20 protein-coding genes are annotated in these 15,731 nt (G+C 39.3%); all 20 read right to left on the reverse strand.

The annotated features are described in order from the left end of the window. Nucleotides 1-4: 4 nt before the first annotated feature. Nucleotides 5-862: an ATP synthase F1 subunit gamma gene (gene atpG / locus BIV20_RS15185; RefSeq protein ID WP_075717481.1), complete on the reverse strand. Its 858-nt coding sequence runs from the start codon at nt 860-862 to the stop codon at nt 5-7. 18 nt (nt 863-880) lie between these two features. Further along, on the reverse strand, nt 881-2,386 hold the full coding sequence (gene atpA / locus BIV20_RS15190) for a F0F1 ATP synthase subunit alpha (protein WP_075717483.1): 1,506 nt from the start codon (nt 2,384-2,386) through the stop codon (nt 881-883). Continuing rightward, a complete protein-coding gene (atpH, locus tag BIV20_RS15195; protein ID WP_075717485.1) occupies nt 2,383-2,949 on the reverse strand; it encodes an ATP synthase F1 subunit delta in 567 nt (188 codons plus the stop codon). The genes atpA and atpH overlap by 4 nt, the downstream gene beginning before the upstream one ends. After that, entirely contained in the window at nt 2,937-3,455 is a 519-nt protein-coding gene (gene atpF, locus BIV20_RS15200) for a F0F1 ATP synthase subunit B (protein WP_075717487.1), read from the reverse strand. The genes atpH and atpF overlap by 13 nt, the downstream gene beginning before the upstream one ends. Before the next feature lie 22 nt (nt 3,456-3,477). Then, nucleotides 3,478-3,735 carry an ATP synthase F0 subunit C gene (gene atpE, locus BIV20_RS15205; protein WP_075717489.1) on the reverse strand — a complete coding sequence of 86 codons (258 nt, stop codon included), beginning with the start codon at nt 3,733-3,735 and terminating at the stop codon, nt 3,478-3,480. Between the two features lie 39 nt (nt 3,736-3,774). After that, a complete protein-coding gene (gene atpB / locus BIV20_RS15210; RefSeq protein WP_083655054.1) occupies nt 3,775-4,509 on the reverse strand; it encodes a F0F1 ATP synthase subunit A in 735 nt (244 codons plus the stop codon). 33 nt (nt 4,510-4,542) lie between these two features. Further along, nucleotides 4,543-4,968 carry a hypothetical protein gene (locus BIV20_RS15215; protein WP_075717493.1) on the reverse strand — a complete coding sequence of 142 codons (426 nt, stop codon included), beginning with the start codon at nt 4,966-4,968 and terminating at the stop codon, nt 4,543-4,545. After that, the gene (locus tag BIV20_RS15220; protein WP_075717495.1) at nt 4,952-5,200 is read right to left on the reverse strand and encodes an AtpZ/AtpI family protein; all 249 of its coding nucleotides are present in this window, start codon (nt 5,198-5,200) and stop codon (nt 4,952-4,954) included. The genes BIV20_RS15215 and BIV20_RS15220 overlap by 17 nt, the downstream gene beginning before the upstream one ends. Nucleotides 5,201-5,402: 202 nt before the next feature. Further along, nucleotides 5,403-5,888, reverse strand: coding sequence for a deoxycytidylate deaminase (locus BIV20_RS15225; RefSeq protein ID WP_075717497.1), 486 nt, complete (start codon nt 5,886-5,888; stop codon nt 5,403-5,405). Continuing rightward, nucleotides 5,872-6,354: an arsenate reductase/protein-tyrosine-phosphatase family protein gene (locus BIV20_RS15230; RefSeq protein ID WP_242939762.1), complete on the reverse strand. Its 483-nt coding sequence runs from the start codon at nt 6,352-6,354 to the stop codon at nt 5,872-5,874. The genes BIV20_RS15225 and BIV20_RS15230 overlap by 17 nt, the downstream gene beginning before the upstream one ends. Nucleotides 6,355-6,370: 16 nt before the next feature. Beyond that, nucleotides 6,371-7,426, reverse strand: coding sequence for an L-threonylcarbamoyladenylate synthase (locus BIV20_RS15235; protein WP_075717499.1), 1,056 nt, complete (start codon nt 7,424-7,426; stop codon nt 6,371-6,373). 57 nt (nt 7,427-7,483) lie between these two features. After that, nucleotides 7,484-8,617: a GGDEF domain-containing protein gene (locus BIV20_RS15240; RefSeq protein ID WP_083655055.1), complete on the reverse strand. Its 1,134-nt coding sequence runs from the start codon at nt 8,615-8,617 to the stop codon at nt 7,484-7,486. 54 nt (nt 8,618-8,671) lie between these two features. Beyond that, nucleotides 8,672-9,367: an N-acetylmuramoyl-L-alanine amidase gene (locus BIV20_RS15245; RefSeq protein WP_075717501.1), complete on the reverse strand. Its 696-nt coding sequence runs from the start codon at nt 9,365-9,367 to the stop codon at nt 8,672-8,674. Nucleotides 9,368-9,420: 53 nt separating this feature from the next. After that, the gene (locus BIV20_RS15250; RefSeq protein WP_083655056.1) at nt 9,421-10,086 is read right to left on the reverse strand and encodes an FMN-binding protein; all 666 of its coding nucleotides are present in this window, start codon (nt 10,084-10,086) and stop codon (nt 9,421-9,423) included. 3 nt (nt 10,087-10,089) lie between these two features. Next, nucleotides 10,090-10,659: a flavodoxin family protein gene (locus tag BIV20_RS15255; protein ID WP_075717503.1), complete on the reverse strand. Its 570-nt coding sequence runs from the start codon at nt 10,657-10,659 to the stop codon at nt 10,090-10,092. Continuing rightward, a complete protein-coding gene (locus BIV20_RS15260) occupies nt 10,652-11,296 on the reverse strand; it encodes a TetR/AcrR family transcriptional regulator (protein WP_075717505.1) in 645 nt (214 codons plus the stop codon). Before BIV20_RS15260 ends, BIV20_RS15255 begins: the two co-directional genes overlap by 8 nt. 142 nt (nt 11,297-11,438) lie before the next feature. Further along, nucleotides 11,439-13,265: a glycosyl hydrolase family 18 protein gene (locus BIV20_RS15265; protein WP_242939763.1), complete on the reverse strand. Its 1,827-nt coding sequence runs from the start codon at nt 13,263-13,265 to the stop codon at nt 11,439-11,441. 74 nt (nt 13,266-13,339) lie between these two features. After that, complete coding sequence (locus BIV20_RS15270; protein WP_075717507.1) at nt 13,340-14,140, reverse strand: adaptor protein MecA; 801 nt, start codon at nt 14,138-14,140, stop codon at nt 13,340-13,342. A gap of 797 nt (nt 14,141-14,937) precedes the next feature. Next, nucleotides 14,938-15,138, reverse strand: a complete 201-nt coding sequence (locus tag BIV20_RS15275) for a DUF1858 domain-containing protein (RefSeq protein ID WP_075717509.1) — start codon at nt 15,136-15,138, stop codon at nt 14,938-14,940. 92 nt (nt 15,139-15,230) lie between these two features. After that, nucleotides 15,231-15,659: an acyl-CoA thioesterase gene (locus BIV20_RS15280; protein ID WP_242939764.1), complete on the reverse strand. Its 429-nt coding sequence runs from the start codon at nt 15,657-15,659 to the stop codon at nt 15,231-15,233. Nucleotides 15,660-15,731 lie beyond the last annotated feature (72 nt).

Raw genomic sequence — 15,731 nt, forward strand, 5'->3', positions numbered from 1 at the left:
ATGTTTAACTTATCGCTTCTGCGCCTGCTATAATTTCTGTCAGCTCCTGTGTAATGGAGCCCTGACGGGCGCGATTATATTTCAGTGTCAAATCACTAATCATTTCATCTGCATTGCTTGTTGCGGAATCCATTGCCTGCATTCTGGCACCATTTTCACTGGCAACTGATTCTACCAGCGCTCCATAGAACAGGCTTGTCATATACTTTGGTATAATCAAATTCAATGCCTCTTCTTCATTGGGTTCATAATTCATCAGCACATTCTGGTCTACCTCTGCCATCTGGGTTTCATCAAATTCCACCGGAAGAAGTTTTATCAGAGTAGGTTCATGGCTTACCGTATTTTTGAAATGAGTATATGCCAGATAAATCTCTCCAATTTCTCCCTCTGTAAATGCTCTTAAGACTTCCTTACAAATTGCTGCTGCATCTTCATAAGTTGGCCCTTCTATTACATCGGAATAATCTTCCTTGATACTGTAGCCCTTTCGCACAAAGGTCTCTTTTGCCTTACGTCCGATCATGTAAATCTCTACATCTTCTTTTTTCATATCGCTTTCTGTTACCAGCTTTACGATATTAGAGTTATATCCTCCGGCAAGTCCACGGTTAGAAGCAATGGCAATCACTGCCTTTTTATCGGAATCTCCTGCCTTCAAATACGGATGATTGATGTTACCGGAACGTGCCAGCATAGAAGTCACCGTATTGTACATGTGATTAAAATATGGATTCGACTGCTCTGCATGATTTCTCGCTTTCTGCAGTTTTACAGTAGAAACAAGCTTCATGGCTTTTGTGATTTGCTGCGTACTTTGTATGCTGCCTTTTCTTCTTTTAATATCTCTCATGGAAGCCATATCTTTTCACCACCTGTTCTACTTAAATTGTGCTTTGCACTCCTCGATTGCTTTAATCAATTTGCTTTCCGTTTCTTCTTTCATCTCTTTATCGTTACGGATTGCTTCCGGAATCTCCGGATACTTGGTATCGATAAATTCAAAAAGTTCGGATTCAAATCTTAAAATATCTTCTACTGCAATATCTAACAGATACTTCTGGGTTGCAGCATAGATAATGATTACCTGATATTCTACCGGCATCGGCTTATACTGTGGCTGTTTCAGCATCTCTTTAATTCTTTCACCCTGAGCCAGCTTTTCTGCTGTATCAGCATCCAGTTCGGAACCAAACTGTGCAAATGCTGCCAATTCACGGTACTGTGCCAATTCCACACGAATTGGTGCTGCAATCTTTTTCATCGCCTTAATCTGAGCAGAACCACCTACACGGGATACGGATAAACCTGCATTTACCGCTGGGCGGAAACCTGCGTTGAACATTTCTGTTTCCAGATAAATCTGACCGTCTGTAATAGAGATTACGTTGGTCGGAATGTATGCAGAAACATCACCAGCCTGAGTTTCGATAATTGGCAATGCAGTTAAGGAACCACCGCCTAATTTGTCAGATAATCTCGCTGCACGCTCTAACAGTCTGGAATGTAAGTAGAATACATCACCAGGGTATGCTTCACGTCCTGGTGGACGACGGAGCAGTAAGGAAAGGGTACGGTAAGCGGTAGCATGCTTGCTTAAGTCATCATATACTACCAATACGTCTTCACCGTTCTCCATCCATTCTTCACCAATAGCACATCCTGCGTATGGTGCAATATACTGTAATGGTGCCAATTCACTTGCAGTAGATGCAACTACTGTGGTGTAATCCATAGCACCGAATTCTTCCAATGTCTTCACAATGGTCGCAACCGTAGATGCTTTCTGGCCAATTGCAACGTAAATACATTTTACGCCCTGACCCTTCTGGTTGATAATAGTATCTACAGCAATCGCTGTTTTACCTGTCTGACGGTCACCAATGATTAACTCACGCTGACCACGTCCGATTGGTACCATGGAGTCAATCGCTTTGATACCTGTCTGTAATGGTGTATCTACAGATTTTCTAGAGATAACACCGGATGCTACTCTTTCTATTTGACGGAACTTTGTAGTTTCGATAGGACCTTTTCCATCAATCGGCTGTCCTAATGCATTTACAACACGTCCCAGCATAGCATCACCAACCGGAACTTCAACTACTCTTCCCGTAGTCTTAACAGTATCCCCTTCATTGATATTCTTTTGATCACCTAATAATACGGCACCAACGTTATCTTCTTCAAGGTTCAACACCATTCCATAGACTTCTCCGGGAAATTCCAATAATTCGCCCTGCATGGCATTTTCAAGCCCGTGAATACGCGCAATACCGTCTGCTACCTGGATAACTGTACCTACGTCAGACACTTCCAGTTCTGCGGCATACCGTTTCACCTGCTCTTTAATGACTGAACTTATTTCCTCTGGTCTTAAATTCATGGAGCGCATTCACCTACTTTCAACTGTATTTTTGATAATTCTCTGGTAAGCTGTGACAACTTATTCTTTACACTGCTGTCTACCACGCGGTCACCAATGCGGATTACCATACCGCCTATTAAACTCTTATCCACTTCATAATGCATTTCAAACTCCACATAATGAGTGGTCTGCAATAATTTTGCTACTAATTTTTCTTGTTGAACTGCATTAAGCTCCATGGGAGTCTTAACATAAGCAGTACCAATATTCTTGTATTCCTTTATCTGGTCAATGAAATATGTGAACACAGATTCCATTTCTTTATAGTGACCTTTGGAAACAAGCATACACATAATTCCTGTCAATTCATCCCGTACTTTGCCCTTAAATACATTTTCCAGGATCTGAATCTTCTCTTCTTTTACGATTTTTGGGTGATTCATCAGTTTGGAAAGCTCGTTGTTTTCATGAAGAATGTTGAGGATTCCTCTTGCTTCTTCCAACATCCCATCCATCTGACCAGATTCCACAGCAAGCTCAAACAATGCATCCCCATATGTTTTGGATACTAGCTTTGCCATGTACTCTCACCTATTTCCTTTAATGTCTCTTCTACCAAAGCATCCTGTACCGATGTGTCAATGGAAGCTGATACAACTTTTCCTGCCATCATGGATGCAATAGAAATCATTTCCTGCTTTGCCTCATCCATAACACGCTTCTTCTCCAACACTGCTTCTTCGTTGGCGCGCTTTATGATACGGGCTGCCTCTTCCTTCGCTTCGTCTATAATTCTTGCTTCGTTTTTCAAAGCCTTCTGACGAGCCTCACTTAAAATTTCCTCGGCCTCTTTTTCCACACCTTTGAGCTTTGCATCATATTCTTCCTTTAATGCAGTTGCATCTTTTCTGTCCTTATTGGCCATGTCAATATCGTTCTTAATACGTTCCTGTCTGTCTTTTAACATCTTACGTGCCGGATTAAACAGCAGATAAGACATCATGGTAAACAGAAACAGAACTGCCAATGCCAAAAGTATGGTGTCATGTAAAAGCTGAGGATCTAAGCCAAATATTCTTGGTTCCAAGGCTTGTCCTCCTTTCCGTTGCTTATACTAATGGTTTTACGAACAGTAACAGGATGGCTACCAACAAACCGTACAGACCTGTGGTTTCTGCTACCGCCTGTCCTAAAAGCATGGTTGAGGTAATCTCAGACTTTGCACCCGGGTTACGTCCTACAGCAGATGCTGCATGTCCTGCTGCAATACCCTGTCCAATACCAGGTCCGATACCTGCGATAACTGCTAAACCTGCTCCGATTGCAGAGCATGCTAAAATTAAATCTGTTCCTGTAATGTTTTCCATAAAAATTTCCTCCTTGGGTTCTTATTTTGTTTTTAATTTTTACTCTTCTTCTCCCATCTGATTGCTGATATAAGTCATAGTCAGCATACAGAATACGTAGGTTTGGATACAGCCGGAAAAAACATCAAAATATGCATGCAGTACTCCCGGCCAGAAGTACGCAAACTTAGCTAACAACGCATAGACCAATGCCATGATAATGGTCCCGGACAAAACGTTTGCAAACAAACGCAATGATAATGAAATCGGCACTGCAACCTCACTAATCAAATTGATTGGAAACCATATCGGCAGCCAGGGCGGCAATGGAGAACACATATCCTTCCATATCTCCTTCGGCTTGTTATACTTAAACTGCACGAAGTGGATAATACAGAAGGTCATCAATGCCAGCGGCAATGTTACGCCATAATCTGCTGTTGGCGGTCTTAGACCAAACAGACCTGAAATATTGCTGAGCAGAATAAATATAAAAACGGTTCCCACGTAATTGACAAAATTGTTGCCTTTTTTGCCCATAACACCTCGAACCATACCGTCCAGTTTTTCCACAACAAGTTCTACTACATTCTGAAATCCCGTCGGTACTTCAGATGCATGCTTCATTGCTCTGTTCGCTGCAAAAGCAAATCCCAGCATAATTAGCATAACAATCAGAACACATACATGAGTTGTCGTAATCCAAAAGGTATGTCCGAATAATTTGTAGGAAAATAAACCTTCAATATAAATATCTACATCCGCACCAGCTGCCAGCAAAATTGAACTATTCACGCTCTCACCTCCTTTAATTCGCTTGATTAATCACTACCCGATTTTGTCCGCAGACAATTCTCCTTTTCTCCTCGCGTATTTTGTGATGAATTTATGTGTAAAAGGCTGTAGATAGGCTGCTACCTTCAGTCCCATTACTCCGATGAACATGGTAATCAGATTACCTAAATCAAAAATACCTGTAACTGCAAATGCAACTACGACACCAATATATCGTATCGCTGAAAACAGGGCACTCTTTCTGGATGCCCCCTTTTCCGATGCCAATTCTACAGTATCTAAAATCACAACCGCCATATTGACAGCCATAAGACCTGCTACTACTATTCCAAACCACAAACCTGTGCTATAACGCAATCTGTCTTCCACAAACCACACACCCGTAAACTGTATTACCAATCCATACAGAACCAGCTCCAGTATCAGTTCCGGCAATACCGGATTAATCCTTTTTAACATGATTCTGCTTCCTTTCCTCTTTTTGCTGATATATCTTTTTGGCCATTTTGTGTACATTCTGGAATCCTGCCAATGCACCCATGAAAAATAATGGTATTACAATCCAATCCATGTCAAAACGCTTCCCGATATATACACCGGCCAACGAACACATAAAAATAGGCACCAACATGTTAATTCCAAATTGCGTAATTAGAACCAGAGACTGATATACGCTTCTTTTGTATTTCACATGCGGCACCTCCTATTACTTTTATATTATTTATTATATCTACTTTTCGACAAAATGTCCATTCCTTCCGGCAACTTTCCGAAAAATGTTTTTAGTCAATTTTTTCCATTTGCAACCAAAGTGCACAACTACTGCTGTTTCCGCAAAAAAGAGTAACCAAATATTTTTCTCTTCTGGTTACTCTTTCCATTCCACACTATTATTATACTGTTATTTTAATTTCTTTTCCAGTCCGCTCATATCGATAAAACTTCACTCCAGCAGCCTTAAACATTCGCTTGGACGCAATCACGGATGGCGCATCTTTATACTTATCATCATCATATATAACGGTTTTTATTCCCGCCTGAATAATTGCCTTGGCACACTCATTACACGGAAACAAGGACACATACATTTTGGCACCTTCCAGACTTCCGCCCCGATAGTTCAATATCGCATTCAACTCACTGTGGGTCGTATAAAAATATTTATTCTGCAAAGGTTCTCCTTCTCTCGCCCATGGAAATTCATCATCGGAACACCCTATTGGAAACCCATTATATCCCATAGATAAAATCTTATTATCGGGACTTACAATACATGCTCCCACTTGGGTATTGGGGTCTTTAGAACGCATTCCCGACAAAAGGGCAACCCCCATAAAATATTCATCCCAGGAAATATAATCCTCACGCTTCTGACTCATTCTCTTCCTCGTTTCCTTCATTAATCAAACTTACCAATTTCTTAATCGTCTTATTGAGTGTTTCATAGCATAGTCCATAAGACTGCAACGGCCCTCCATACGGATTGATAATTTCTAATTCATCTCCGGTAAGCTCTGTCAAAACCTCAAGTTCCATTCCTTCCGGCAATTCATAAGATTCTATAATCTTTTGCTTTTGTGCCTCTCCCATGGCTATAATCAGATTCTCCGGCTCCAAATCTTCTTGTTCCAGTTGTCGCGACATCTGATTCTCCCCATTAATTCCATTACTAATCAATACAGCCTCCGCTTTTTGATTTAAAGGCTCCGGAAAAAGAACTACCAGTCCTCTGCTTTCAATCTCCAGCGGGTATTTTATCATATACTCTTTCATAATTGCTTCTGCCATAGGTGCTCGTGCAGTTCCGCTGTCACATACAAAAATAATTTTCTTGTATTTTTTCATTCTGCTTCCTTCCATTCTACACTTCAATTACCTGATGTCCTGCTGCTTTTAACATGCGGTTCATGATAGCTTGTCCTATTCTGGGTGTGGAAAAGCTTTCCGAATAAATCATGTCCACATTCAAATCATCAAATTCCCGTAAAATCCCATATAAATGACGGGCAATGGCGTCTTCATCTTCTCTGCTGCCAATGCTCTTTACAACTCCAGCCTGATACAGACCACATGTCTCATCCGTTCCGATAACCCCTGTTTTCTTCCCGGATTTTTCCGCTTCGCAGACCAGGTCATTGATTTTTTCTACTACCTTCTCCTGCACTCCATCCACCAGAATTAAATCTGCCTTAGGAGCATAATGCTTGTACTTCATCCCCGGTGCTTTGGGATGAACTGTGGGATCATCTAGCACAAGTCCCGGATCCATCCGGACTTCTCCGATTATCTCACGAATCATCTCCGGCGTAATATACCCCGGTCGTAAAATCATTGGGATGGTTGTGGAAAAATCTACAATCGTTGATTCTATACCAATCCCTACCGCACCTCCATCTAGGATCATAGGAATTCTTCCATCCATATCCAACGCAACATGCTCTGCCTTCGTTGGACTTGGCTTTCCTGACGTATTGGCACTCGGTGCTGCAATATATCCGCCCCCAGCATCAATCAGCGCCAACGCAATGGGATGGTTCGGCATACGAACCGCAACAGTATTAAGCCCACCGGTTGTTTCCAATGGAACCTGTTCACTCTTTGGAAAAATCATAGTCAGCGGTCCCGGCCAGAAATGCTTTGCCAGTTTTCTAGCCTTTTCCGGTATATCTGATGTGATTTTCTCCAACGCTCCCATATTAGAAATATGCACAATTAGCGGATTATCTGACGGGCGCCCCTTAGCCGCATAAATCTTTTTAGACGCTTCCGGATTCAGCGCATCTGCCCCTAATCCATATACCGTTTCTGTAGGAAATGCCACCAGACCGCCATCCTTTAAAATCCGCCCTGCTTCTTCTATTTTTTTCCTATCTTCCTCTGTTAAAAGGTTTGTTATTTTCTCTACTTCCGTCTTCATGTTTCACTATCCCATTTTACATACTATTTACTAAGTATATCACTTTCTGGGATTTTATCAACTTTTTCCTTCTTTTTGCTGTTTTTTCTGTTCATGTTTTTTCAAATACATTTTCTGATCCGCTTCTTTTATAATAGCATCTATATCTCCCCCATTTCCCGAAGCGCAACCGATAGCAATCGAAAGTTCCATATTAATAGACGAAGATTTCTGTTTTATCTTTCTCTCCCATTTAAAAAGTAATTCCTCTACTTCTCCTTCACTCGGATTTTCAACTATCATAACGAATTCATCGCCGCCTGTACGGTATGCCTTCCTATCCGTATCCGTTAATGCCATAATTACTTGTGCTACTTCACAAATGACAAAATCTCCCTTGTCGTGTCCCAGATTATCATTCACATCTTTCAGATTATTTACATCCCAGAATATTGCACTAACCCGTTCTACCTTTGGATATTCTTCCTTTACCATTCGCAAAAACTTGTTCCTATTATATAGTCCGGTCATTTCATCTCTTTCACTGCGACGTTTCATACGCCCTGCATAAGCTGCATATTCTAAAATATTCTCTGAAATATTTTGAACAACAGGCAGCATCAAAAGAAGGATTACGCATCGCGGTACTACATAATATACAATCAGTGTATACCACGGATTGGAATTACTGATTTGAATACGAAGTTCTCCTGTAGCATGGTTCCTATAATAAGCGGTCGGCTCTGTTGTCAGCGTCAACATATTTGCATCACACAGTCCAAAAAAATAGCCGCCCGTAACAATTACAAATACACTTACAATAGAAAGTATATATGTATAGATTATCATTTTCTTGTTACTATATTGTGCTGCTATCAGCAACGGAAACACACTAATCAGAACAGTATGATAGGTCAAAGTAACTCCAAGTATTGTAATCGCCACTATTGTATTAAAAACAAGGATATACTTCACCCATGGCTTATGTAAATCTACACATTTGCCAAACAGAAACGTAATAAGAACAATAACACACCCACAAAAGATTCCTTCTGATAACAGTTCCATATTTACAATGAAAATCTGGGCTACATTTGCCAACCATATAGCAATCATTCCTATAAAGGTAACCACAAGACACTTGAGGGTGTATTTGTTTACTCTATAATCAATTTTTGATTGTTCATATTCACTATAAGTATTCTTCGTCATTGCACACCTCCTTTTCCTAAGGCATTTTTTCTTAAGTATATCATTTTCTTAGATTTATTCAACACTTTCTTTCCCTAAATATTCTATGATTCCGCTATGTACTGCATCTGCTACTTTTTTCTGATACTCTTTTGTTACCAGAAGAGATGCTTCTTCTGAATTACTTAAAAATCCACATTCTACAATTACGGTTGGACTAGATGTTTTTTTCAGTAAATAATAGCTTTCATTTGCCTTTGCCTGCCGGTGATTTGCAGGGTCTAACTGCTCAATCAAAACTTTTTGCAAAATTTCCGCCAGTTTCTTTCCCTCTGCCGATTCCCCATAATAAAACACCTGGGCTCCTTTTACATATTCCTCCGGGTAGCTGTTCTGATGAATACTTACCGTAAACATTGGTTTTGCCTCATCAATAATTTCGCAACGTTTACGCATATCTTCTACTTTTTTGTTGGTGGAGTTTTCTCTATACAATCCGTTTTCATCGGTACGGGTCATAACTACTTCAATATCATCTGCCTCCAATAACTTTTTTAAGTATTTCGCAATTTTTAAGTTGATGTCTTTTTCTTCTGCTTTATTGATTCCCACTTTACCCGGATCCGCTCCTCCATGTCCTGCGTCTACTACAATACAGATTTTTCCTTCTTCTGCTTTTCGACTTTCTACGATATGTGCACCTTCTTTAGCTAAAAAATAGGCTCCCACCAATACGATGACAGCCATAATAAGTTCCAATCTTTTCTTCATATCCTCACCTGAAAATCCTGTTATTAAAGAATATGAAAGTTTCGAAAAAATATTCAGTTTTGCAGTGCCTCTTCCACCGCCTTTTTAATAACATTGCTGGAATTTGTTGCTCCCGATACCGCGTCAACATCCGTGTTTTGTTCCTTTATTATTTTATCCACTATCTTTTCAGCCGGTTCTCCTTTCTCATTTTTATGCTCTATCAGCTCAATATCTACAATCTTTCCACTCTTTACCGTTACTTCTACTTTCGCATAAATATATCCCACATCATAGCTTCCGACATATGTTCCATCTGCTAATTCATGCGCGTCAATTCCAGATATTTGAATTGCACTCATTTGATCTTGATATTTCACAAAACCGATACTACATATCACTATATGCAAAATAATCACAACCAGCAGTCCCGCTGACAGTATTCGATGCCAACGCAATCTCACAGTTTTTTCTTTTATAACATAACAAAACAGAATTATCCCTGCAATAATGACAACAGCTACGATTCCTGTCACTAAGACATAGACACTACGTCCCCATAGCACCGGAAAGACAAATATCATATGAAGAACACAACATATTACTGCTATAACGCAGACCTTTTTGTGCATTTTCATTAAAATCTTATCTGCTCTTTTTAAGTGCAATTTTCGCGTCAATACTTTTGCAAACAATATGCAAAAACAAACCAGCAATATATATCCTAAAACAATTCCCATATTTTACCCAAATCTCCTTTGTATTTTTTTCTTCAATACACTTGACAGTTCTTTGCTTTTCCCTGTGTTTGCACATACAACTGTTCCACCATATTTCATTCCTGCTGTCTTAAAAAATTCCTTTACAACTCGAATAGCTCCCCTGCTCTGTCCAAAAATCCAGGAAAAAGGAGATGCTGTATTGCAAGCAGTAAGGAAGAAATATTTTTTCCCCGGGAGCCTTCCTTTCGGAAATGTTTTGGTCTCTTCCATTGCCACCCCCAACAGTCGGTCAAACATATTTTTCACAACAGCAGGTACATTTGCCCAGTAAACCGGCGCTGCCAGTACCACCGCATCACATTTTCGCAATAGTTCTGCTATCTGCTGAATGTCATCCTTCCTCACACATTCCCGTGTGTCAAGACACACGCGACAGCCCCCACAAAAAGCAATCTTCTTCTCATAAAGGTCTATCTTATCCACTTCCCAACCAGCCGCTTCTGCTGCATCTATGGCACAGTCCAGCATTTTAGCTACTACGCCTTTTTTATTGGGACTTCCCAAAATGGCAAGCATTCTTTTATTACTCATACCTTCCCTCCTTAGCAATTACACAATACAAATGATCAAATCCATTTTTTAAAAATTCTTGTTTAGACAGTTTCATTTCCCGCACAATATACTCTTCTTTGTTGACTGCCAGCTGTATCAAACCGGATAACATTCCCCAAAAGGAAAATATAGTGGATATACTGTCTATTTCCTTCCGAAATTCTCCTGCTACAATTCCTTCTTCTATAAATTGTTTTAAAGCCAGATTGATTTTTTCTCCTATACGAAAGGTCTCTTTTTCCTCGGGCAAGCACTTAGAATGCTCGAAATCAATATTGATACCCTCTAAAACCGTTTTAAAATAAAATGGATATTCCTCTTGATATCGCATCAGTGCCTTGCAAATAAGATAATACCGTTCCTTTACACTTTCCTTTTCTTCTATTGCAGTTACAATATAGTCATACAACTTTTTCATACTTTCCAAAACGAGTACGCCAACAATTTCCTCTTTGTTCCGAAAATACACATACAATGTGGCTTTGCTATAACCTGCTTTTTTTGCAATATCATCCATAGAGGTGGACTCTATTCCCTTTTCCTCAAACAGCTCCTGTGCCGCTGAAGCGATGTTGTGCCTGTGTACCTCTTTTGGTTCTTTTTTCCGACGTGCCATCTATGTCATCTCCTTTAATTAAACCGACAGTTTAATTATAAACACGATATTGGTTTTTGTCAATTTCTTTTCAAATTAAAATACGTCTATCTCCCTCTACCATTAGGGAAATAGACGTATTTCATATACTCTATTAAAATTCTTAATTATTCACATACTTAATTATCGTATCCCATGCTGAGTTACGCTCAAAACCTATCTTCCAGTACGCGGCTCCTGCCAAGGAATTTTCTTTCATAACTTTTAATTTTTCTTCCAGAGATGCCTCATTTTCTATCCAGATTTTATAGGTTTTTCCACCATTTTCGTATTCCACATAATACTGACCTGCAGATTCATCCCAAGTTGCTTGTGCTCCATTTACAGTATAGCGATTCTCTACGGTCTGCATACCTTCTTCGCTGCAAGTAAAGGTGTATGGCAAATAATCTTCTGATGCAGATTCTACATCTTCTCCAGCATCTTCCTTCGGTGTCAGCTCCCACACTCTGGTATAAAATGGCATTCCAAGAATGGTCTGCTCTGCCGGAACTTCTTTTAATGTATTTTCTACGCCTTCTTTTACAAATCCTATCGACGCAACCGGTCCTATATCCTCCGATACTCTGGTATGTTCATCATATGCCATAATAATCACATAATCAGCAAACAATGCTTGTTCACTTCGATTATAAAATGCAGTATAGGCAGATGGAACATAATTGTCTACTGATAATACAATATTATTGTTCTCACATTTAATGGACAGTTCTCTGATAAACTGAATATATGCATCCCCCACTTCTGACTCCAATGCTTCAAAGTCCAGGTTAATACCATCCAGATTATATTCGATCGCTGCTGCAATAATCTGATTTACCAGATAATCTCTGGTAGAAGTATGTGTCAGTACATAGGTCGTATCTACATCCGGATTCTCCAGATTACTAATCAATGCCCACACTTCTACTCCCTGCTGGTGACAATAATCCACATAACTGCGATTTGCCAGAGAATAAATATTTCCGTTATTGTCATTCAGATAGAACCACGTTGGCGAAAGTACATTAATTCCTTTTGTGGACTGCAGTACATTTGCCACTCGATTATTCCCCTCCTGATTTGTCACCTGATGCCATCCCAGACTGATTGTTTTATTCTTCAGCAAATGGTTAAACACAGGCTTTTCTCCCTTAGCCTCAACTTTCTTTTCTTGTGTTTCACCCATCTTGCTGTTTTTCATATAGCCAATCATTCCATCCCGAGTGCAAACTTTACTCCAATTATCTCCGCTTTCCAGAATCGTTACTTCACTACCCTTTTCCACATCAGCTACAATCGGGCTCTTAATCCCACCTTTTTGGCGTATTTCCGTATCACGTTTTGCCTCTGCAACCTCTACTTTTCCGCCCTTGTTTTCAATTTTGACACGATTTGGTTTCTCATATACCATATAGCTAATCGCCGGATATTCTGTACATTTCTGTACGAAATCCAACGCAATATACATCTGTTCTCCATCTACTTTTACAATGGTATAATCTGTATTTTCGCTGGTCTTTGTTACGGTATAACTCTGTTCTCCAACGTTTGCTGAAATTACATCTGTCGGTGTGACATATCTTAAAATATTTTCATTCGCATCCCAGTAAAAACGCTGGTTCAAATAATCATGCACCGTCTGATATTCCAAATACACATGACCTTCCCAATACTTTGCTACGTCTTCTAACCGCTCATTATTTACAATGATTGCCATATCGTCTTCATTTTGTATATTATAGTAAGCATTTACATCTACTCGTTCCTTGCTTGGACTATATTTCTTAACAAGCATGCTAATCCCTGCAATCAATATAACTACTACAATAAAAACTGCTGCAACAATTACAGAATTGTTATTTTTCTGCTGCTTTTTGCTCCTTATCGGTCTTCTGTTTGGAACTCTGCCCGGATTCTGTCCAGGTCTTCGTCTGTCCATTTCTGTCATGATGTCCTCCTATGTACTCCCTTTTTCAACTGCAAACCCCCTCATGCATGAGCACAAGGGGGCTGCTTTCCATACTATATCTCGCTCAATATCTGCAATGCATTTTCCTTCAATATGATATCATAATGCTCTTCAAAATATGCTCTGATTGCATTGGAATATTTTTCCTGATGTGCATATTCCGACAAAATATTGCATACCTTGTTAAATTCTTCCGGGCTGTGCTGACTTTTACTGATTACCAAATAGTACTTCCTGTTTAGTTTGTTCTTATACAATACGTTACAGCCGTTATAAAATCCTTTCAGCACATGGGCCAAACGATTCACTTCATCAAATCCGTCAAACACAAACAGTTTCGTAATATCTACTACTACCGTCTCCTGCGGTTGCTGTTGTGCCGGCTTCTCTCCGTTAATTGCCTTTTCCAATGGAACAAACTGACTCTCTTTCCGCAAACTTTCTGCCTTATTGTGTTCTGCCTGAATCTTACGGAACAAGTCTAATATATCATCCGCTCCGGCTGCCTCATAAATCTTCTCGCCCTCTTCATTTTCAAAGGCTTCTTCTGCCTCTTCCAACGAATCTCCCGGTGCAAACTGAGAAAATCTGGTGTCCAGCTCTTCCGGATATTCTACCTTAGTAATAATCAAAATTATTGTATCTGCTGACAACGGAATTGCTTCAATCATCAGTGGTATATCTTCTGCTTCAAATCCACATTCATATGCTGCCTGCTGCATCATGTCCCGAAATAGTGCCTTCGCCTTCTCCGTTCCATATGCCAATTCACTTAACTTAATCTGGCGATCTGCCAAATCTTCCTTCGTAAGGGTGCATCGAATCTGATTCTCACTTACTTTTTCAATTTTCATATAATCACTTCCTTCTTTTATGTTGCCACATCAGGAATTAATATACTTTTGAGTATACAAAGTATATTACATATTGTAACCTTTCGTCAAGTTGAACTCCCCCCGATTTTATTAAAAAACTATTAAATTTCTAAAAATTCTGCAAAAAATATTGTTTTTTTTGACATTTTTGTGTATAAAGAGACAAGAGATGTTTTTCTGACTCAGACAGAAAGGAGTCAAACACACAATATAACGTCAGACCATTGGTCTTTTCTTTCTCATCCCTTCGGATGAGTCTTATGGTTTTTCCAGAGAATCATATTTTCCCCTATTTTATATTATGCATACGAATGCAAAAATTATTTTATACAGTCTGTGTCAGATATTTCTATTTTCATCTCTGTCTGGTTTTCTTTTCCGGTATTTCTTTCGCAGCATTGGAAATGTTGCCTTTACGTCCATTATTATTAAAAATTGAATAAGTAAAAAAACACTCTTTTCATACCGGATGTTCATTCCATAATTACTTTTCAAAAATAAAATTATTGCTGTGCTGGCAATACGGGAATCATTTTGGAATGTCTGAAAACCAAAGCATTTTATCGCAAGATAATCTGGATATCTTACGACAATCTAATATATCACGAAATCCAACAAGGAAGGAGGACCGTTCGGAACTTTAAACAATTTGAGATGGGAAAATCTTATTCACGAAACAGATTTCTTATCAAGATACAAAAACAGATAAAAAGATAATAAATGGCTGCCACTTCTGTACAGACAGGAGTGACAGCCATTCTCGCATCATATGTCTATTATTTTGCTAAAAAGTCATTAATTTTATTTACTAATGCATCTGGTTCAATACCATGTACCATTGCTGCTTCTGCAATTGTTTCCATCTGAGAAGATGGGCATCCAAGGCAGTGCATTCCAATCTCTAACAGAATTGGTGCAACATTTTCATCAATCTGAAGCAATTCGCCAATCATTGTGTCTTTGGTTACCTGTGCCATTTCGTTACCTCCTTAACTTTTAACATGTTCCTTATTATAATACCATTCTGTCCATTATGCAATCTTTTATTAAAAAATTGATATTGCCGCTCTCAATTCAGACAAGCGGAAAATTTCTCATAGATATCCGGTGCCACTTTTTTCAATCGAATAGGCCGAAACTGTGCATCTAAAAAGCAGTGTTCCGTAGTCCCCTCTGCATGAAGAACGGTACGGCTCTCATCATAGACCTTATAGGCAACCGAAAACTTCAATCCGTTAAAACTGGTAATCTCCGTATCAATCCATACACTTTCTCCAAACTTTACAGCTTGACGATATTGACAGGATGCTCCCAATACCGGAATCATAATCTGTCGTCTTTCAATCTCATCATACGGAAGACCAATCTGCTCCAAATAATCCAATCTCGCTTCTTCAAACCACCGGATATAATTGGAATGATGCACTATTGCCATTGCATCAGTTTCATAATATTGTACTTTGTGTTTATAAGATTTTAATTTTTCCATGTAAACCATTTTAACACTTCTCCTCCCGAAATTCAATTTTTCTCACACTCTGTACACAAAAAAATACCAAAACCCCCATCA

It is taken from the genome of Roseburia sp. 499 (genome assembly GCF_001940225.2).
In the GTDB taxonomy this organism is placed as follows: domain Bacteria; phylum Bacillota; class Clostridia; order Lachnospirales; family Lachnospiraceae; genus Petralouisia.